This window comes from Undibacterium sp. Jales W-56, assembly GCF_025548535.1.
Taxonomy (GTDB): domain Bacteria; phylum Pseudomonadota; class Gammaproteobacteria; order Burkholderiales; family Burkholderiaceae_D; genus Undibacterium.
The window spans coordinates 1,236,003-1,255,897 of the sequence record NZ_JAJLQW010000001.1; the positions used below are offsets into that span (position 1 = coordinate 1,236,003).

Annotated in this window: 16 protein-coding genes; 9 read left to right on the top strand and 7 right to left on the bottom strand. The window is 50.7% G+C overall.

Annotated elements, in window-relative coordinates; genetic code table 11:
• Positions 1–4: 4 nt before the first annotated feature.
• Entirely contained in the window at positions 5–1,423 is a 1,419-nt protein-coding gene (locus LPB67_RS05630; protein ID WP_262836063.1) for an undecaprenyl-phosphate glucose phosphotransferase, read from the bottom strand.
• A 49-nt stretch (positions 1,424–1,472) separates the two neighbouring features.
• On the bottom strand, positions 1,473–2,435 hold the full coding sequence (locus tag LPB67_RS05635) for a glycosyltransferase (RefSeq protein ID WP_262836064.1): 963 nt from the start codon (positions 2,433–2,435) through the stop codon (positions 1,473–1,475).
• Between the two features lie 264 nt (positions 2,436–2,699).
• On the opposite strand from LPB67_RS05635, the gene LPB67_RS05640 reads away from it, so the two are divergent.
• From LPB67_RS05640 to LPB67_RS05655, 4 genes are read left to right on the top strand one after another with little or no spacing between them, the layout of a single operon-like run.
• Positions 2,700–3,647 (top strand): SLBB domain-containing protein, encoded by a 948-nt coding sequence (locus LPB67_RS05640; protein WP_262836065.1) that lies wholly within the window; start codon positions 2,700–2,702, stop codon positions 3,645–3,647.
• A gap of 12 nt (positions 3,648–3,659) precedes the next feature.
• Positions 3,660–5,108 carry a Wzz/FepE/Etk N-terminal domain-containing protein gene (locus LPB67_RS05645; RefSeq protein WP_262836066.1) on the top strand — a complete coding sequence of 483 codons (1,449 nt, stop codon included), beginning with the start codon at positions 3,660–3,662 and terminating at the stop codon, positions 5,106–5,108.
• Positions 5,101–6,060 (top strand): polysaccharide biosynthesis tyrosine autokinase, encoded by a 960-nt coding sequence (locus LPB67_RS05650; RefSeq protein ID WP_262836067.1) that lies wholly within the window; start codon positions 5,101–5,103, stop codon positions 6,058–6,060. Before LPB67_RS05645 ends, LPB67_RS05650 begins: the two co-directional genes overlap by 8 nt.
• Before the next feature lie 8 nt (positions 6,061–6,068).
• Positions 6,069–7,019, top strand: a complete 951-nt coding sequence (locus LPB67_RS05655; RefSeq protein ID WP_262836068.1) for a glycosyltransferase family 2 protein — start codon at positions 6,069–6,071, stop codon at positions 7,017–7,019.
• 56 nt (positions 7,020–7,075) lie between these two features.
• Here the strand turns inward: LPB67_RS05655 and LPB67_RS05660 are convergent, their stop codons facing one another.
• A complete protein-coding gene (locus tag LPB67_RS05660) occupies positions 7,076–8,404 on the bottom strand; it encodes an O-antigen ligase family protein (RefSeq protein WP_262836070.1) in 1,329 nt (442 codons plus the stop codon).
• A gap of 149 nt (positions 8,405–8,553) precedes the next feature.
• Here LPB67_RS05660 and LPB67_RS05665 point away from each other — a divergent pair, with 149 nt between their 5' ends.
• Entirely contained in the window at positions 8,554–11,016 is a 2,463-nt protein-coding gene (locus LPB67_RS05665; protein ID WP_262836071.1) for a capsular biosynthesis protein, read from the top strand.
• 479 nt (positions 11,017–11,495) lie between these two features.
• On the top strand, positions 11,496–12,794 hold the full coding sequence (gene aceA / locus LPB67_RS05670) for an isocitrate lyase (RefSeq protein WP_262836072.1): 1,299 nt from the start codon (positions 11,496–11,498) through the stop codon (positions 12,792–12,794).
• Positions 12,795–12,926: 132 nt separating this feature from the next.
• Here the strand turns inward: aceA and LPB67_RS05675 are convergent, their stop codons facing one another.
• From LPB67_RS05675 to LPB67_RS05685, 3 genes are all read right to left on the bottom strand, one after another.
• A complete protein-coding gene (locus tag LPB67_RS05675) occupies positions 12,927–13,313 on the bottom strand; it encodes a VOC family protein (protein ID WP_262836073.1) in 387 nt (128 codons plus the stop codon).
• A 1,175-nt stretch (positions 13,314–14,488) separates the two neighbouring features.
• On the bottom strand, positions 14,489–14,932 hold the full coding sequence (locus LPB67_RS05680) for a hypothetical protein (RefSeq protein ID WP_262836074.1): 444 nt from the start codon (positions 14,930–14,932) through the stop codon (positions 14,489–14,491).
• An 89-nt stretch (positions 14,933–15,021) separates the two neighbouring features.
• A complete protein-coding gene (locus tag LPB67_RS05685; RefSeq protein ID WP_262836075.1) occupies positions 15,022–16,224 on the bottom strand; it encodes a serine/threonine-protein kinase in 1,203 nt (400 codons plus the stop codon).
• Positions 16,225–16,464: 240 nt separating this feature from the next.
• On the opposite strand from LPB67_RS05685, the gene LPB67_RS05690 reads away from it, so the two are divergent.
• Positions 16,465–16,677 (top strand): phage integrase N-terminal SAM-like domain-containing protein, encoded by a 213-nt coding sequence (locus LPB67_RS05690; RefSeq protein WP_262836076.1) that lies wholly within the window; start codon positions 16,465–16,467, stop codon positions 16,675–16,677.
• Positions 16,678–16,768: 91 nt separating this feature from the next.
• Here the strand turns inward: LPB67_RS05690 and LPB67_RS05695 are convergent, their stop codons facing one another.
• The gene (locus LPB67_RS05695; protein WP_262836077.1) at positions 16,769–17,587 is read right to left on the bottom strand and encodes a WecB/TagA/CpsF family glycosyltransferase; all 819 of its coding nucleotides are present in this window, start codon (positions 17,585–17,587) and stop codon (positions 16,769–16,771) included.
• 95 nt (positions 17,588–17,682) lie between these two features.
• On the opposite strand from LPB67_RS05695, the gene LPB67_RS05700 reads away from it, so the two are divergent.
• On the top strand, positions 17,683–18,366 hold the full coding sequence (locus LPB67_RS05700) for a phosphoribosylanthranilate isomerase (protein WP_262836078.1): 684 nt from the start codon (positions 17,683–17,685) through the stop codon (positions 18,364–18,366).
• A gap of 55 nt (positions 18,367–18,421) precedes the next feature.
• Positions 18,422–19,705 carry a tryptophan synthase subunit beta gene (gene trpB / locus LPB67_RS05705; protein WP_262836079.1) on the top strand — a complete coding sequence of 428 codons (1,284 nt, stop codon included), beginning with the start codon at positions 18,422–18,424 and terminating at the stop codon, positions 19,703–19,705.
• The last annotated feature ends 190 nt before the right edge of the window (positions 19,706–19,895 follow it).

Consider the following 19,895-nt stretch of genomic DNA (forward strand, 5'->3'; position numbering starts at 1 on the left):
TAAGCTAGTAGGCGTTTTTATCGCCAAACAGTACGCCTACCGTTCGCCACAGGATCACGATGTCCAGCCACACCGACCAGTGCTGGATGTAATACAAGTCCAGATCAACACGGCGCTGCATTTTTTCCAGGGTTTCGGTTTCGCCGCGGAAGCCATTTACTTGCGCCCAGCCTGTGATGCCCGGCTTGATTTTGTGCCGCAGCATATAGCCATGTACCAGCTTGCGGTACAGCTCGTTATGTTCAACTGCATGCGGCCTTGGCCCAACCAGGCTCATATTTCCGATCAGTACATTGAATAACTGCGGCAATTCATCGATCGATGTACTCCGGATAAAACGACCAAAACGGGTGACACGCTGATCTCTCTGGGTTGCCTGAATGACCGGCCCTTCCGAGTTGTGGTCTTTCATGCTGCGGAATTTGTAGATGTTGATCGGTTTGCCCGCAACACCATAGCGTTTTTGTTTAAAGAAAATAGGACCGGGTGAACTTAGTTTTACTCCGATGGCGATTGTTAATAATAAAGGCGATAGCAGGATTAAACCAAAACTGGCGCCGATCAAATCTAAAATACGTTTTGGTAGCGCTGCTAAACCGATAAACGGTGTTTCCGTTGATGCCAGCACCGGCTTGCCCGCCATTTCACGGAGTTGTATTCCCGGCATGCCAAAGATCAGTGATTCCGGGACGAAATAAGTTGATATTGTGCTGTCCTGCAGAACAGCGATAATCTCAGCAAGTTCCGCTGGTTCTTCGGTATTAAGACCAATGAAAACCACGTCCACCGTCAGGCGCCCCGTTTTCGGGTCAACTAACCATTCCGTCACGTCTTCAAGCCCTCCTAACCGGGTGAGGCCGCTAGGTGGCCTGGAGTCGTTGCGGTTGTCGAAAAAGCCGACGACATCAATGGCGGCTAACGGCGTTCTGCGCAATGACTCAACCAGATCCGCACACGCAGAATTAGACCAGATTAAAACCGCTTTACGGCGTCTCACTGGGTTGGAATAAAAAAGGGCGCCGAACAAACGGATGCTGGCAGCAGTCAGCATCAACGATGCCGGCGTGATCACCAGCCAGGTCAGCATTACCACACGAGACAGGCGCTCGGTGCTCTTGTCGGCGTAGGCACTGATTAATACCAAAGTAAAGACAACTAACCAGCGGATAGCCAGGGTAGGAATGAGTGAAAAAAAACGACGGTCTTGCAGAGAGTTGAGCAATCTGTGACTGGAAAACGCGATGATGCTGGCCAGTCCCGCAATAAATATACGTAAGCCGAATATATCGAGATCGGTATTGCCGTAATAATCAATGATGGCGACTAAGGTGACTGTTACCGCGAGACCAAAAGCGATTCCCACCAGCGCTGTCACGATTTGCGATGGTTGTGTGCCTCGACCGTGAGAAACATGGCCCATCATAAAATCGGTTCCTTGCTTGCAGTCCAGAGTATGAATTGCCCAGTCTTGATCAAGATCGATTTCCTTTAAAGAACAAGGCTTTAATTTGTCCTAATTGCCATTGGTGCAGATGCTGGCGAAATTCCAGATTGTCGTAACGCGGCGCACCTTTCAGCGCGGCACCGAGATAGCCGGCCATAATCAGGATGCCGCCAATCACAAACGGTTTTTCGCGCATACGAAAAACACTCGACGCCAGTGCATAGAGCGGGTGGTAACCCATGAACCAGATACCGCGTCCCCATCGGAGGCGACCGCGATATACGTTCTTATCTGATGAACCCATCAGGCGATGATGCATCAGTATGGCATCCGGATGATAAAAACTCATGGTTGACCAGCCCTTCATTCGTGCTGAATGAACGTCTATGCCATCCCACATTACTTCTTCAACGAAGCCGCCAATTTCTTCAAAAGCATTACGCCGATAGAGTTTGAATTGTCCTGCAACATGCTCATCGATAATGAATTCTTCTATCTTTCGACCTGCTTCTTCGCGATACACTTTTCCTGACACTGCCGCAAGCTTGTTGTTTTCCTCAAACTTGCCGAACATCATTTCAAGATAGTGCGGGCCAAACGACATATCGCCGTCCAGCTTGGCGATATATTGATAATCGCTGTGCTGTATCTGACTGACGCCATATTTGAACGCGGCAACTACGCCGCCGCCGACTTTGCGAAAGCCGCGATCGGGTCTTTGTACTAGACGGATGAAATTATATTTTTCGGCATAGGTTTTGACGATCTCCGCAGTTGCGTCGCGTGAGCCATCGTCTACAATTACCCATTCAACAGGTCTTACCGTTTGCTTTACCATCGAGTCCAATGTGCGCTGGATCAGGTCAGCCTCATCACGAACCGGCGCGATGACGACTAATGGCACGACGCGTACAGGGTAGTCCGGCGCATGGGGAACTTGAATGGCTGCTGGTGATATTGTAAATTCGGATTGTGTTAGCGGATGCGCCATGCGGATACCTTTGTGTTCTCGAATGAAACCTGATCGGTCGGATCTCTTTGTGCAAACGAGAAAGTTTTTCTCATGTTAACTTAGTTTGCATAGAATCAACAATCAATCAAAAGTTAATTATTGTTATCAAATTTGCCGGTGCATCGTGTCATGCCTGGGCTGATATTACTTTGTGGCTCAGCTTGCCTTCATGACAAAAATTTGCATCTTCTTTTATTATTGCAAGATAGAATTGAGTACTTTCATTGCAGAGCATTCATTTAGATGAGTTTTTCACTTTTTCGCCAGATCAATTACCTTCAATTAGTCCAGACATTAACCTGTTTGCTGCTTGTCTGTCTGTGTTTGCCTGCGCATGCGCAGCTTACTTCCCCATTAAGCTTGAAATCCCCTGAGCAGATCTCACCTGAGAACGCAACTAAAGCTAAAGCCATTGCGACCGAGTCAATGCAAGTCAGCGACGGCGCCATCTCCGCGCGCGAAGTCATTGGCGAAGGCGATCAGCTGCTGGTTACGGTATTCGGCCAGCCCGATCTGACCGCCGACGTCACTGTCGGCGAGAGCGGCGTGATTACCTTGCCTTTGGTTGGCGTCATCGACACAAAAGGAAAAACTGCAACAGAAATTGCCGCCTTGTTCGCCAGCAGACTGGAGCAGGGACAATATGTACGGAATCCGAAAGTAGTAATTAAAGTATTGCAGCAGCTCAGTCGTACTTTCTCTGTATTAGGTGAAGTACAACGGCCTGGGCGTTATCCCTTGCCTAGCCAGCTGAGTCTGCTGGATGCACTGAGCCTGGCTGGTGGATTGAATGGCCGGGCTGACAGGGGGGTTAGTGTGATACGTCGAGGCCAAGGACAAACGGGCACTGAAACGATCGACTATATTCCCTTGAGAATTGATCCGCAGACCAAACAGACGCCAGACAAGCTGAACCAAAAAATTTTACCAAACGATGTCTTATTTGTCTCTGCGCAGAAGACTTTTTATATTTACGGTGAAGTCAGAAAGCCGGGTAATTACCCGATCGAAGAAGATTTGACTGTGATGCGCATCTTGTCGATAGGCGGCGGTGTTACCGAACGGGGATCAACCCGGCGTATGACGATCTATCGCAAAACAGAAGATGGCGGAATAAAAGAAATTCCTGCAAAAATTACCGATCAGGTGCTGCCAGGTGATGTGCTATTCGTCAATGAACGTCTGTTTTAAAGTGGCTGGACCATGAAGCAAAATTTGCCCGGCGATTTATTACTTTCTTTTGCCCAGGTCGGCGCGATGCTGCGCGCCCGCCGCGGACTCATTACCGCCATTGTGATACTGGCGGTCGCGGTTGCGGCGATAGCCAGCCTGCTCTTACCAAAAACCTATATTGCATCTGCTGACCTTTATATCGATTACAGAATCAATGATCCTATCGGAGGACGTCAATTTCACCCTATGCAGGATGAGAGTTATCTGCAGACCCAATTTGATGTGATCAAGAGCGTCCAGGTTGCTGAACGCGTGATCGCCCTATTGAAACTGGAAGAGAGCGCTACAGGACAGCGTTATATCAAAAAATACGGACAGCAGCGCGGCTTGCGCGCCTTGGCGGAAGATATCGTGAAAAATATAGAGGTCACGCCGCATAAAAGTAGCCGGGTCGTTGAACTCGAGTACGCCTCCGGTGATCCTCAGCATGCCAAGGACGTTGTGAATGCCGTCGTCAAATCGTATATGGATTTGTCGCTGGAAATGATGAATGCCCCGGCACGTGCCAGACGCGATCAATACAATGCCCAGCTAGAAAGCATGAGTCGCCAGATGGATGAGCTGCAAAAAAAACTGACGACTTATCAGCAAGAGCATCAGATTATCGATACGGATGAGCGCCTGGATCTGGATTCCAAGCAAATGGGTAATTTGAGTGCCAAACTGGTCGATGTCCAACTGGCAAGAATCGAAGCGCAGACGAAACGACAATTACTTGAACGCTTGATGCGTAATGGCAATCGCGGCGCCGATATTCCTGAGATTGCCGGGATCGGCAATATATCCGGCTTGAAAGCGAGTATCAGCACGCTGGAGATGCAATTGGCGAATGCCAGGACTTCCCTGGGGGCCAGGCATCCACGTTATATCGCGATCGAAGCGGAAATCAAGACCTTGAACGAACGCCTGCAAAAAGAATCGGCTACCGCAGTGGATGCGTTGAAATCGAATGAATACCGGTTTATACAGGAAGAGAAAGTCATAGAGGGAAATCTTGCCGGATATCAAAAACGAACATTGGAAAACAAGCAACATAGAGATGTCATCAGTTCCTATCAGCGTCAGCTCGACAGCGTGCAGAAAATCTATAACGCTGCCATCCAAAAATTTGATGAGCTACTGATGACGAGTAATGTCGTGATTTCAAATGCCACCGTCATGCGGTGGGCCGAATTGCCCGAGCGCCAGTCCAAACCGCTTTTGCGGAATAATTTAATTTTCGGCCTGATTGCCGGCGTCCTGCTTGGATTCGGCGTCGCATTTTTATTGGAATTATCGCAACGCAAGGTTCGCTGCGTGGATGACTTGGTAAGAGAGTTTGATGTTCCCGTGTTAGCCAAAATCGGTTTTGCAGAGAAACTATTTGATCAACCGGTGACGTCACAAAATAACGATAAATTAAGAGGCTTTCATGGATAAATATCCGTCAGAGCATTTGACCGCAGTGGCTGCACAAGACGAGGGTGTTGCGATACCCAAAATTGGTCGTTTAGGCGAATTGTTTCTTGAAAAGGGCTTGCTCACTAAAGCGCAAATAGAGCAAATCGCCCGTACTCAAATAGAAAAAAATCTCCGGTTTGGCGATGCGGCGCTCTCCTTGGGATTGTTGACGCAAATGCAGCTTGATCAGGCATTGGGTGAGCAGTTCGGTTATGCCTCGAAAGATTTGCTGACCGGTAAGGCGCATGCCTCGCTCAAAATATTGCATTACCCATTTTGCCTGGAGGCGGAAGAAATCCGCCGCCTGCGTAGCGAGCTTTTGCTGAAATTTGAACATCAAGACAAAATTAAAGTGGCGATTGTTAGTCCTGCCCAGGGCGAGGGAAAGAGTTATACGACGGCCAGTCTCGCCATCGCATTCTCTCAATTAGGCAGGCGAACTTTGTTGATCGATGCTGACTTGCGGAATTCAGCGCAAGAGGGCTATTTTAGCCTGGACCGTCCGGATGGCTTGTCTTCGGTGCTGGCTGGCCGTATCACAGCCGAGAGCGCGATCATTAAACTGATGCCGAATTTACATATTCTGCCGGCAGGTCCGAAACCACCCAATCCGCTCGAAATAGTGCGTACACCGAATCTCCAGAATGTGCTCGCCACTTGTTGGGATCAATTCGATGCCTTTATCGTTGATACGCATGCGGCATCACTGGCATCTGATGCACAAATCGTCGCCTATCAACTGGGTGCGGCACTGGTGCTGGCAAAAAAAGACAAGACGCAACTTGATTTACTCAAGCAAACCATGACGGATCTTCAGGTTGCCGGTGTCAAGATACTCGGCACCGTGTACAACCAGTCTGAAGATGACCTGGTAACGGCGGAACCTGGGCAGGGCTGGTGGAAAAAAATACGCACTAGATTCTTCGCTTAGTGGCAAATATGCTTGATATCAGCATCTGTATTTGCACATTTCGCCGGCCCGTATTGCTGCGCGTTTTATTAGATGCGATTCATCAGCAGGAGGCTGATCATCTGACTATCCAGGTCGTGGTGGTTGACAACGACCCCGCACAATCGGCAAGTCAGGTCTTGTCCGAGGCGCGCTCGCAATTTGGCGATCGCCTGACGCCGGTCGCGCTGGCTGAATCGAATATTTCGCTTGCCAGGAATGCCGCTGTGCATGCGGCGCTGGGCGAGTGGATCGTCTTTATCGATGACGATGAGCGCCCCGAACCTGGATGGCTCTCCAGCCTTATAAAAACCCAGCAGAAACATACTGCCGATGTCGTCTTTGCACCGGTTCTTGCTGAATATGCGGACGGCGTCGCAGAGTGGCTAAAACAAGGCGGTTATTTTGACCGCCGTCGTTTGGTAACGGGAACGACAGTGACGCAGACCGATGCCCGTAGCGGTAATGTACTGGTACGCCGGACCGCATTAATGCGTTTATGTGATGCCTCTGCCAGCCCACCGCATAACGGTCCATTTGATGCCGCCTACGGCAAGACCGGCGGCGAGGATTCTATTTTGTTCCGTCAACTCGAAGCCGCTGGTGCCCGTATGGTGTGGTGCGATGAAGCGCCGGTGTATGAGTGGATACCGCTAGAACGGGCGCAGGCAAAATGGCTGCTGCAACGCTCTTACCGCACCGGTCAATTATTTATGCGCACAGAACTCGCCATGCAGCAGGGTGGGGCGCGCATTATCCGGGCGGCTTATCTGGCAAGCAGAGCCGCGATGCAGTTGCTCGTCGCGGCAGTGTTGGCGATCGTATTGCTTGCTGTTAAACCCTTGCAGTCGTTCAAATGGCTGCGTATTCTGGCTTCTCAGGCGGGTAAGCTAAGTTATCTGTTCGGTAGCCTGTCCCAAGCTTACGGCAGCGCTTCCTGACGCGCATTATTCCTGGCGGAACGGAAGACACAAGTACCCGGATTTTATTTGCAGTATTAGCTGCTGATCGAGCCTGTTGCGTTTTCTTTTAAGCGTTGCAGAGATGAGGTGACGGTGACTAAAGAAAAAATAAAAAATACATTCTGAAATCCGAAGCCGCGAAACAAGCTGCTCTCGGTGAAATTCGTCACCACAACAATCATCAGGATGGTTCCCCAAAACGCTGTTTGTAAGCGATCCACATAATTCATCAGGAATAATTGCTGCAATTGTTTGCACAGGACCAGAATCGCCAGGCCCAGGCCGATTAATCCTTGTTCATTCAGAATATCAAGATAACCGTTATGCGATTGTAGCGGCACCCAAAACAAAGCATCAATCACGTATTGCGATAAGCTGCCCGGTCCCAGCCAGAAAACGCCATAACCCAAGCCTATCCATTGGTGACGTGCGATTTCCAGTTCGACTAATTGCCAGATATCGGTGCGTCCGGTTAAATCCGAGCCTTTACCAAACAAACCTGCTATGGGAGCGCTAATTTCGGAATAGGTCGGCAGGCGGGACTCAAACATATAGAACGCAAACGCCATCAGCAAAATCACTATGCCGATAGTCAGGCTCGCTCGTGTCATTGAATAGGCTGACGCTATCCTTGGCTTGCGCAATAGATGAAAAAGCCCTGAACTCAAGAAGGTAATCGCCAGACTGGTCGAGCTTTTTGACATGATCAGTACAAAAAAACTAAACAGGATCGCCAGTAGCATGGAGCGGCTTGAGGTGCTGCCATCAAAGGCACTGACTTGCCAAAGCAAAATACAGAAGGCGGCAGCCTGGCCTAATTCATTTTTTTGCGACAAAATGCCGCGCCATGCGCGACCAAGCTCCACATCGACACCGATGCTGGGGATCGCAATAGCGACAAAAAATGAGGCGATCAAAATTACAGTTAAGGTGTACTTCAGATCGTTGATAAACAAATCCAGAGGACGGGACGATAATTGGATCGACAGAGCGATCATGACCAGTCCTAGCAATTGCATCGCCTTTTTAAAGGTGGTGGCTGGTAAAGGCGACCAGAATGAGGATGCCAGACACCACAGGATCAGTAGCAGTAAAAAGGGATTGATGACGCGCAAGTATCTCAAAGTCAACGGCAGATGTCGTATCAACAAAATCGCAGAGATCAGAAACAGGCTACCCCATTCCAGTTTAGTATTCAGTGAGCCTTCCATATTCGCATTTGAAGTGCTGGGATAGTCCCAGGATATGCCGTAAGGCAGTAAAGAAAATAAAACGAAACAGACGACCATCAAGCGGATGGCGGCAATTTCTATCCAGTTCAGAGGATATTGTTGTTGGTAGCTGGCGGCCGGGAGTTCTTGCATGGCTTACGTTGATTTGCCTGTTTATCGTAATCCACTATTGTGCCTTGAAAGCACCGCTTCGTTGTCGGTGATGATTAATTTTCTGCTGCACTGTTCATGGAAGCGTCTTTCTGCGTTATTGTAAGAGCCTCTCATTCAATCCTTAAATTATGTTTTGGGTTATTCTCTATCGCCGCTTGCCTCTCTCTCCGTTCAGTTATGTCAGGCATTTGGCATTGAGTCTGTTCTTGGGGCTCGGTTTTTGTAGTGCTGATCAGGCGCAGGCGGAAGTAGCTTTCTATCCATTTTCTATCAATGAGGATGCGTTAGCGGGCGCGCCAGATTTTAGCGGGTTGAATCACAGCCTGACCGATGCAGACAGGATTTTTACCAAGGGCGCCCATTTTTATCGCGTTGGTGCCGATGGCAGGCCGAATACGCCGGACGATGCCAGGGTTCGTTTTTTTGGCATCAGTCTCAGCAGCGCTGCAAACTTTCCGAATGAAACCGATGCGCCACGGATTGCCAGGCGTTTGCGCAAGCTCGGGTTTAACGCTGTCAGGTTGCATCATCTCGATAGCATACTCAGTGATAGCGAAGATAAGCCCAGAGGTATTTTGACCAGCGGCGCATTCCCCAGCTTTAATGCGACGGCACTGCTACGTTTGCGCAGCTTTATCGACGCCTTGAGAGCCGAAGGTATCTACGTCAACCTGAATTTGCATGTCGGTTACAGCTTCCGTCCCGCAGTCGATGGCGTAACGCCACTGGCTCCGGATGAGTCTATGCCATATGCCAGTCATCCTTATCATTTGTTTGAGCCCAGGATGATTGCTTTGCAGCTTGAATATGCCCGCGAACTGTTACGTCGCTTGGGGTTGAATAATGATCCTGCCCTGGCAATGATAGAGATCAATAACGAATCTTCTCTCCTGGGAGCATGGCAGCGCGGTGATATCGATGCGATCAAGGGAGAATACGAGCGCCTCCTGCAATTGCAGTGGCAGCATTGGATCGTCAAGCGTTATGGCAGCATGGCAGCGGCGTGCCAGCAGTGGGGGAGTTGCGATTTGCCCAGGCAGGGTGGCTTATTGGTGAAATCGGCGGAGTCCAGCGTGCTGGAAGGCACCTATGACTGGTCCGGTAAATTACGTAAACTCGCACGCAAGGGCATCGCTAAATTAGGTTTGGAGTCGCCCGAGATATTCGGACATTCCTTTGAGCCTCATGTGCAGGGTGCTGGTTTGCGCGTATTGGACTTCACCTTATTTTTAACTGAATCAGACAGGCAATATCTTGAAAATTTGCGTCGCACCATTCGTGCGGAGGTCGGTAATCTGGTGGCTTTGACCGGTACCCAAATGTATTACGGCGGGGTGATGAATGCAGATGCACAGGAAGCGATGGATTATGTCGACGAGCATTTTTACGTTGATCATTATGATTTTCCGCATCAGGCATGGGATAGAAACGACTGGCGCATCCGCGATAGCTCCGCTTTGAAAGAAGCCTGGCCGCAGCTATTGCAAAGAGCTTATTTCCGCAATGTGAACAAACCCTTTGTGTTGAGCGAGTTTAATCAGGCATATCCGAATCGTCAGGGGGCCGAGATTGTACCCGTCATGACCGCGTTTGCCAGCGCACAGGATTGGGACGGCCTGTTTCTCTTTCAGTACATTGACGGCGATACTTGGAATTCTGTTCCCGATAGTTTTGGCCTGAGCGGTGATTGGGCCAAGTATGCAAGCACAGGTACTGCGGCGGCGATGTTTCGCTTGTTTCAGGTGCGGCCCTTAACTGAGAAAAAAACGATTGCACTCACTGCAGATGCCAGGCAGATGATTGCCGCCATGCGCGATGAGTCTGCCTATCCTGCTTATTTACTGAGTCGCTATGGACTTAATCCACGGGACGCATTTTCGGCGCGGATCGGTATGCATTATCTTGGGCAAGGCAGGCTGCCATTCAAAACCCAGGCGGATAAACGAGAGTCTGCGCAAGAGGGGCTTGCGCATGGTGGCACGTGGCAGGTGCCGGGAGGCGGGTTGCAATATGCGCCTGATCCGGGACAGCTTCGCGTGATAACTCCATATAGTCTGATGTGGGCAGGATTCGGTCGCGCTGATGTAATGAATCCAGCGATTTCAGATTCGGGACTTGCGATTAAATTCAGCCGGGGAAGCAGAGGTTTTGCCTTGCTTACGGCAACCAGCCGTGACGGGCAGATTCTGGCAAAATCAAAGAGGATATTGTTGACGGTCGCTGCCAGTGTTATGGGGAGCCAGCCGAATGCTGTTCCGGAACGACCTAAGCAATTGCTTCCTTATCCGGGTAGTAGCGGTTGGTGGACCTTGGAGCCGGATGCCAATTCCAATAAACCTTCGGGGCCTCGCGATGCGCAAGCGCCAGTTTGGCTGGAGCGCGTTGCGGCTACGGTATTTTTCCCAACTCATTTGAAGAATATCAAAGTGTTTCCGCTGGACGGTTCAGGGCGACGCGAGGCTGCTTTACCCGCCGCGCTGGTCAAACAGAACAAAAACGGTTTTGAGATTCAGCTTGATTCATCCGACACCGCCATCGGCGTTACTCAGGCTAACCGCTTGTCGCCCTGGTATGAACTGGTGGGCAACTAAGTTTTAGTCCTGTTTGAGTAGAGTGACGTCAGACTGCCTGCAGACTTAATTGGCCGCGAGCCATCTTCCTTGGTCGTATCCGTGGTTTTCAGGCGGCGTAGCGTCCAAAATCAAATATTGATTCAATAAAAGGCTCCAGACAAAATTTGAGCGCAAGCTGTGCAAATCACTGTTTACCTTGAAACTAAATTTTCTTTACGAAATTTAGGTAAGCGCCAAATTTTATGATGTGAAACTTATTTTTCATAATGTGGAAAAATATTGAATGTCTGCACAAATAATATTTCTCATTCTGAGAAATATTATTTCATATCGCAAAAAATACTATTTAAGTATATGATTTTAATGAATTAAATATTTGTTATATGTCTTATATAAGACCTTGTTGCTTCGCAAAAAATATCCTATTATTTCTCTCAACGGATTCCACTTTTCATTAGTTTTATCAGTTTCATTTATTTTGCCCACAGGAGAGAACCATGACGACACGCGAACAACAAATTGCTGAATTGCAAAAAGACTGGGATACCAATCCACGCTGGAAAGGTATCAAACGTAATTACACCGCAGCAGACGTCGTCAATCTGCGTGGCTCGATCAAGGTTGAGCACACATTGGCGAAAAACGGTTCCATCAAGTTGTGGGATCTGGTCAATAACGAGCCATTCGTCAACGCACTCGGCGCATTGACCGGTAACCAGGCGATGCAACAAGTCAAAGCGGGCTTGAAAGCCATCTATTTGTCCGGTTGGCAAGTTGCCGGCGATGCTAACGTTGCCGGCGAAATGTATCCAGATCAATCGCTGTACCCAGCCAATTCAGTGCCATTAGTTGTTAAGCGCATCAACAACTGCCTGACCCGCGCCGACCAAATCCAATGGTCTGAAGGCAAAGGCGACACAGACTTCTTCGCACCGATCGTGGCTGATGCAGAAGCCGGTTTCGGCGGCGTATTGAACGCGTTCGAATTGATGAAAGCCATGATCGAAGCCGGCGCATCGGGCGTCCACTTCGAAGATCAATTGGCTTCGGTTAAAAAATGCGGCCACATGGGCGGCAAGGTGTTGGTGCCGACCCGTGAAGCTGTTGAGAAGCTGAATGCAGCACGTCTGGCAGCCGACGTCATGGGCACGCCAACCGTGTTGCTGGCGCGTACCGATGCAGAAGCGGCTGATCTGATCACATCCGATGTGGATGACAATGACAAACCTTTCCTGACTGGCGAGCGCACTGTCGAAGGTTTCTACAAAACTAAACCAGGTCTGCAGCAGGCGATCTCCCGTGGCCTGGCTTATGCTGAATACGCCGACATGATCTGGTGCGAAACCGGTAAGCCTGATCTGGAATTCGCAAAAGCCTTCGCTGACGCAATCCATGCCAAGTTCCCAGGTAAATTGCTGTCCTACAATTGCTCGCCATCGTTCAACTGGAAGAAAAACCTGGATGATGCAACGATTGCCAAATTCCAAAAAGAATTGGGCAAAATGGGCTACAAATTCCAGTTCATCACCTTGGCTGGTTTCCATGCATTGAACTACGGCATGTTCAACCTGGCTCACGGCTATGCACGTAACCAGATGTCGGCTTTCGTTGAATTGCAAGAAGCAGAATTCGCTGCGGCAGAAAAAGGCTTTACAGCCGTCAAACATCAGCGTGAAGTCGGTACAGGTTACTTCGATGCAGTGACCCAAGTCATTCAGCAAGGTCAGTCTTCTACTACTGCGTTGCACGGTTCGACTGAAGATGAACAGTTCTTCGATGCCAAAAAAGTCGCCTAAGGCTTAGTCAATTTTTGGCCGGGCTTCAAGTCAGGCAGCGTCTTTTAGATCAGGCGCACAAAGAAAAACCGCACGATGCAGATTGTGCGGTTTTTTATTTATTCGATGTCGCTTGGTATGAGGGCATGGCGCTCACTGCCCCGCAGGGGGCTGCCAAAGTTCGACCTTATTCCCATCAGGATCCATGACCCAACCGAACTTTCCATACTCGGAGTCGTCCGTCTTATCCAGGACATTGCATCCTTCGTCCCGCAGCGACTGCAGCACGGCGTCCAAGTCTTCGACGCGATAGTTGACCATGAAGGTCGATTTGCTTGGGGCGAAGTGCCCGCCATCGGCGGCGCCGATGGACCACACGGTCGTTCCCTTGGTCGGATTGCCTGCTGCATCGGCCCAGGTGAAAGCGGTGCCTCCCCACTCCTGGACGTCAATGCCCAGGTGCTGCTTGTACCAGGCTCGCAGTTCGACAGGGTTCTGTGCATTGAAGAAGATGCCTCCGATACCAGTGACTTTTTTCATTTGAGTTTCCTAAATGCGGTTAAGTTGGGGCGGACTGCTTTCGCGAAGCTTAAAGATTTAATTTGTGTTTTGCAAAGATAGCCGACAAAACAAAGTCAGGCAATTCATTATGAATCTCTTGAAAGTCGCGTGGATGTTGGGTTTATTTAGTTAAATGGATTAAATATGCCGAGGGAGTCGGGTGCGTTCCACACACTCTACGTTTGCTGGCGATTCAGATTAATCCAAATTAATCACAATATCTAGGCGTGGGTTAGGTATCGTTCAGGGTTGCTCCGCCAGCGCTACGGACTCTGCCTTGCTGATGATGCTCAGCTAACGACCTTTCGAGTTCGCGGTGGTTATATCGTAATCCCCCAAGTGCAACGGTGTAATCCGCTCCTGTTAATAGTCGTCGCGTTGTACTCATCAGCCGACTGCGATTGTGAAGGGCATCGTTGCCGACATTCACTAAAATTCTCTCCTCATCAACGTCAAGTCTGACTGTCGCGATTTCATGCCAGGGAATTAAGCCCGTCTTGCCTCTCAAGTCGTTCAATCCGTTCACATCAACGACGACTGCTGGCCCGTCATCACGCCAAGCGTCAAGCGCGGACTTTCCCAGTGTGCCTCCCACGCACAGTGATACGAATGCGCTGCAACCCGCTAACAGCGCTATGAAACGATCTCCCGTAAATATGAGGAAAATAGAATATGCGCCGACCAGAACCATGAAGACAATAAATGGCAGCGAAAAAACAAGGGTCCAACGGCGTCGCCGTAATTGAAGCGGTCTTGGAGGCATGATAGAGATGATGCCTAACGTGGAGTTAACGGGCGCGCCGAGGGCGCGAACTTGAGCGTGGGGTAGGCATGTTTGATTACCTCAAGAACCTTTCCATTATCAAGAACCCCGCCTTCCCGGACCGTGAATGTAGGGAGTAGGGTGCGTTCCACGCACCGCATTGGGCGCAAAACTTGCGCATACACGCTTAAGAATATCCATGTCATTATGCATACTCCCTCTATCAATTGATATAAATGTGCCTTCTTGTTCAGGTAAAGTCTGGACATATAAAATTACATGCCAGGAGTATTCATGCAATGCGGTGCGTGGAACGCACCCTACGCTTGCTATTTGCCGAAACGAAGCGGCGTCGGCTTGAACGAATTGTTAGGGCGCTGCCGCTGCTGGCTCACAGCTCGAGCTCCATGGATTGGCCAGCTGGAAGCGCCTGCCACTGTGCATCAAGGCTGGCGATGCAGTCGCGAACGGCGACAACGTCCTGACAGGACACCGGAAGCGCTTCGCAATCGCGTGCCTGACACGTGACTCGATACAGATCCAACATGTCTTCGGGCCTACTGTCACCGCCTGACCACGCATCCCCTTGGAACACTTCGACCAGCCGCTCAACACTGTCACTCTCCGGCTCAGCGTCCATTTGAAAGTCGGCCGCCTCGCCAGCGACGACGCGAGCCAGGAATCCCCGCTTGTGCAGCGTGCTCTCGACGGCAAAGTGGACCATGTCATGCGGAATGATCCGCTGCTTCGGGCACTGAATCGTCTCGGCCACGTCGCCGCGCCAGACTGTCATGTGATCATGTTTGCCGTTGAGCTTGGTAAACGAGATTCTCACTTCAGCGCCCTAACGTTTGACTTAAGCGGACCGCCGTAGGCGGGTCCGCTTGAAGGAAGGGTTAGGCGTCAATCGCATGGAGTGGACATTCAGAACGGAATGTCGTCATCCGTGCTCGGCGCTGTCTGTGGCGCGGTTCGACGAATGACTGGCTTCTTGTCCTTGCACTTTGCGCAGCCCGACTGTCCAAGTGAATCCATGAACTCCTTGGTCAACCAAGATCCGCAGGTCCTGCACTCGGGTACTCTGAAGTTCTCGCTCCCGCAACTCCCGCAGTATGGAGTCTCAGAGATCGGCGCTCCGCAGTTTTTGCACAGATAGGCGAGAGAGCCGCCACAACTCGTACAAAAGGAGCCAGTGGAATCAGGGATCACTCGCGGGCCGCGGTAGTAGCCACGAGAAGACCAGTTGGCCCCAGAGCACTTTACGTTCGAGCAGATGGCGAGTGCGGGCGACAGGGTGGGCGGGGCCGTGTGATTCCGATTGCCAATTGCGCGGATGAAGTCATCTGCGGTCCTGTGTCTGTCGCCAGGTGAGCTTGCGCAAGCCTTCTCTACGGCGTCGATCATACCCCTCGGTAGGCTGGCGAGTGTCTTTCCAAAGTTCGCGGTTTCCGGCTTCCCAGTCAGCAACTCGACGAGCATCACGCCAACGCTGTAGATGTCGCTTCGCCCATCGACAGTTGCGGCATCAAGCATCTGTTCGGGCGATGCATACGGGGGCGAACCAAGGAACTCTCCACGCGTCGTGGCCCGTGTGACACCGGGTTGGGAATCAAAGCTCACACCGATAGAGAAATCGATCAGGAAGCACCGCATGCGCGAGTCGATCATGACATTCGTCGGCTTGACATCTCGATGCACAATTTGATTGATGTGCGCGTAGCTCAGTGCATCTAGGATTTGAACTGCAATTTCGACTGCTATGCCTCGATCCAGCTTTCCCTTCTCTATCAGCAGGTCGCCTAGGGTTCTTCCGCTGACATACTCCATTACGAAGTACGGTGCTTTGCCGTGCGCTGCATCGACCACGCCTTCTGTGAGAACGTAAGGAATATTCGGATGCTGGAAGCGAGCAAGAAGTTTTGCCTCGCGGATGAATCGCTTGTGCATTGCCTGATCCGACCGAACGAACGCACTGTCGAAGAACTTGACCGCAACTTTGCGGTTGAGGGTCGGCTGCTCGGCCAAATAGACGCTGCCACAGAGGCCCGAGCCCAGCACATCGGTGAGCACGAAACTCTGTCTGCCGAGGTGGCTGACGTATTCAGGCGGTAGCGATGGCGGCTTCAAGATGATTCGATCGGATGAGGCACAGTTGTGTGGCGGGACGCATGGCCGGTCGTTTGTTGACGCCTAACGTGATTTAATTTTCATTTTGCAATTATAACCGACGGAACAAAAAAAGAAGCTTGCTCTACATCTCTTGAAATACTCATGTACATGAGCTATGTTTGGTTGTACTGAATAAACATACAGTATAACCAAATGGACAAAAACATCACCCCTGTAAAACCGCGTTTACTTGACTAAGTGCGTGAACGCTTGCGTTATAAGTATTGCAGCTTGTCGATAGAAAAGGTCTATGTATATTGGATACGTTTCTTTATACGCTGGTCTGGATTGCGTCATCCTGTGGAAATGGGGGCGCCCGAAATAGAGGCGTTTTTGACGATGCGGGCAACTGAGCGGCAAGTCCCTGCATCTACCCATAAACAAGCTTTAAGCGCTAATGCGATGCTTTAATGTTTCAATTCATCTGATGGCAAAAATTAGACTCCAGTCGAACTTCATGCCTGTTTCCGCGAAGTGATAGCGATCGAGTGGAAAAACCGGTTTATTTTGACCGACGTTGCGCTCGCTGCCACCGTCGCTCACGCTGAAGCACGCCGATAAATTTCACCCCCTGTGTCGTGTAACGTTGCCATAAACGACGGGGTTCGCTGGCTAAGCGCCAGAGCCATTCCATGCCGATTTTTTGCATCCATAGCGGCGCGCGTTTTTTTTGTCCTAATGCGAACTCCATTGCGGCGCCGACGCAGAGCAGTAGTGGTGCATTGTTCTCGGTAAATTCTTTGCGATAGCGTAAGCACCAGCGTTCTTGCTTGGGCATGCCCAGGCAGACAAAGATGATGTTGGGTTGCGCTTGCTGGACCAGACGCATGGCTTCGGTGCCTTCGTCACTCTCTGCAGAGAATTGCATCGACGGGCAAAAAATACGGACTTGTAAACCCGGATAGGTTTGGGCAAACGACGTCAGCAGTGCGGCTTCCTGCCCCGGTTGTCCGCCGATCACAAAAATTGACAGTTGTCTTTGTATTGCGCCTTGGCAGAGCGAGACGAATAAATCGGCACCGGTGACGCGCTCTGGCAAGGGTGTTGCTGCCATCTTGCTGGCCCAGATAATTGGCATGCCGTCGGCAAAAATATAGTCGGATTCGGCGTATTGGGCTTTAAACGTCGGGTCGCTATCGAGTTTGACGATGTGATCGACATTCGGCGTGACGACGATGCGGCTGGCGTGATTGCGCTGACCTGCGACCTCAAGCAAATGCGCGGTCGCCTGCTCAAATGTGCAGGCGCGTATATCCAGTCCGAATAAATGGCTGATCTTCAGCGGTGGGGCGGCCGGCAAATTTTCGTTGGCAAGAGGCATGGGGTAATATTCGTGAGTAAAGCGAGTACTTGCGAGTACTTCAGAAATTTGATTATCTCAGCTATCGCGGTGTTTCTGTCATCGAAAGTATCAAGATGTTTTATAAAAAGTGTAAAACCAGAATAAAAATATGCGGCTTAACGCAGGCGGACGATGTGCGGCGTGTTGTCGCTGCGGGTGCGGATGCATTGGGCTTCGTGTTTTATCCACCGAGTCCGCGTTATGTCACGCCGGCATCTGCGGCAAATCTGGTCAAAGAGATTTCACCATTTGTGATGTCGGTCGGTTTGTTTGTGAATGCGACGCCTGAGGAGTTGCAGGCGACGGTCGCTCAGGTGCCGCTGCAATTGTTGCAATTCCACGGTGATGAGACCGCAGCGCAATGTCATGCGCTTGCCGGCGCCGTGAACCGGCCGTTTATCAAAGCTTTTCGGGTCAAGCCCACCACAAGCCCTGCCGATTTGCTAGAATACGAAGCAGAATATCGTGCAGCAAGCCCTCTGTTTGCTGGATTATTGCTAGATACCTTCGTCGATGCTTACGGTGGTAGTGGAAAGGTTTTTGATTGGTCTCTCATCCCAAAAGAACTCGCGCCTCGGGTCGTTTTAAGTGGTGGCTTGAGCGTGCAAAACGCGACTGACGCAGTGCGTCGGGTTCGTCCGTTTGCGGTCGATATCAGCAGTGGTGTCGAGTTAAGCAAAGGGATTAAGGATGAGGTCAAGGTGCGTGCTTTTATTGACGCCGTACACTTGGCTGACACAGAAGACTTGCAAGACTAGCCGCACTCTGATGCGATGATGTTTTGCTCCTCAATTCGCCACAGGAAGCACTATCATGAACGATACTAATTCAGTTCTTCAGCCGCTCGAAGAACATATTCAACGCCAAGCGGTTCCATCGCAAGCCATCTATCAATCGGCGCATTACAACTTGCCGGACGCGCGCGGCCATTTCGGTCAGTATGGCGGCACTTTTGTGTCGGAAACTTTGACGCACGCCCTCAATGAATTAAAAGATGCTTACGCCCGCTATCAGAATGACCCGGAATTTTTAGCTGAATTCCGCGATGAATTGCATCATTTCGTCGGTCGTCCTTCACCGGTGTATCACGCCAAACGCTGGTCCGAAATCATGGGCGGCGCGCAAATTTATTTCAAGCGCGAAGACCTTAATCACACCGGCGCGCACAAAATCAATAATGTTATTGGCCAGGCCTTGCTGGCCAGGCGCATGGGTAAGCCGCGGGTGATTGCTGAGACCGGTGCCGGTCAGCACGGTGTCGCCACGGCGACGATCTGTGCGCGTTTCGGCCTGGAATGTGTGGTCTACATGGGCTCGGAAGACGTCAAACGTCAGGCGCAAAACGTGTATCGCATGAAGCTGCTCGGTGCGACCGTGGTGCCGGTGGATTCTGGCTCCAAGACTCTGAAAGATGCGTTGAACGAAGCCATGCGCGACTGGGTCGCCAATGTGGATAACACGTTTTATATCATCGGCACCGTTGCCGGCCCCCATCCTTATCCCATGATGGTGCGCGATTTCCAATCCGTGATCGGCGAGGAGTGTTTATGGCAGATGCCGGAAATGACGGGGCGTCAGCCTGATGTGGTGGTGGCTTGCGTCGGCGGCGGCTCGAATGCTATGGGGATTTTTTATCCGTATATCGATCACAAGCAGACGCAATTGATTGGCGTCGAGGCGGCGGGCGAGGGCATGGAAACCGGCAGGCACTCGGCTTCGCTGACCGCCGGTTCGCCTGGCGTATTGCATGGTAACCGTACCTATCTGCTGCAAGACGCGAATGGCCAGGTGATCGAGACGCATTCGGTATCGGCGGGCCTGGATTATCCCGGCGTCGGCCCTGAACATGCATGGCTGAAAGATTCTGGTCGTGCCCAGTATGTGACGATCACCGATGATGAGGCGCTCAAGGCTTTTCACGATTGCTGCCGTATCGAGGGCATTATCCCGGCGCTGGAATCGAGTCATGCACTTGCTTATGCGGCCAAGCTCGCAGCGACTTTGCCTAAAGAGCAAATAATTCTGGTCAATCTATCGGGACGTGGCGATAAGGATATGCACACCGTTGCTGAAAAAGCGGGTTTGAAATTCTATTAAATAAGGCCCAGACTTTACTCTCCGAGGATGCTCCAATTATTCGTTGATATCGGATGAGTAAGGTCTGAATTACATATACTCCCTTATTAAAGCAATAAAATACGGTTTTATCCGCATATATTTATTGGTGATTGAAAATATACATGGTGGGAGTATATTTTTTGAGCAAAACTACGCCATTCAAACGAAG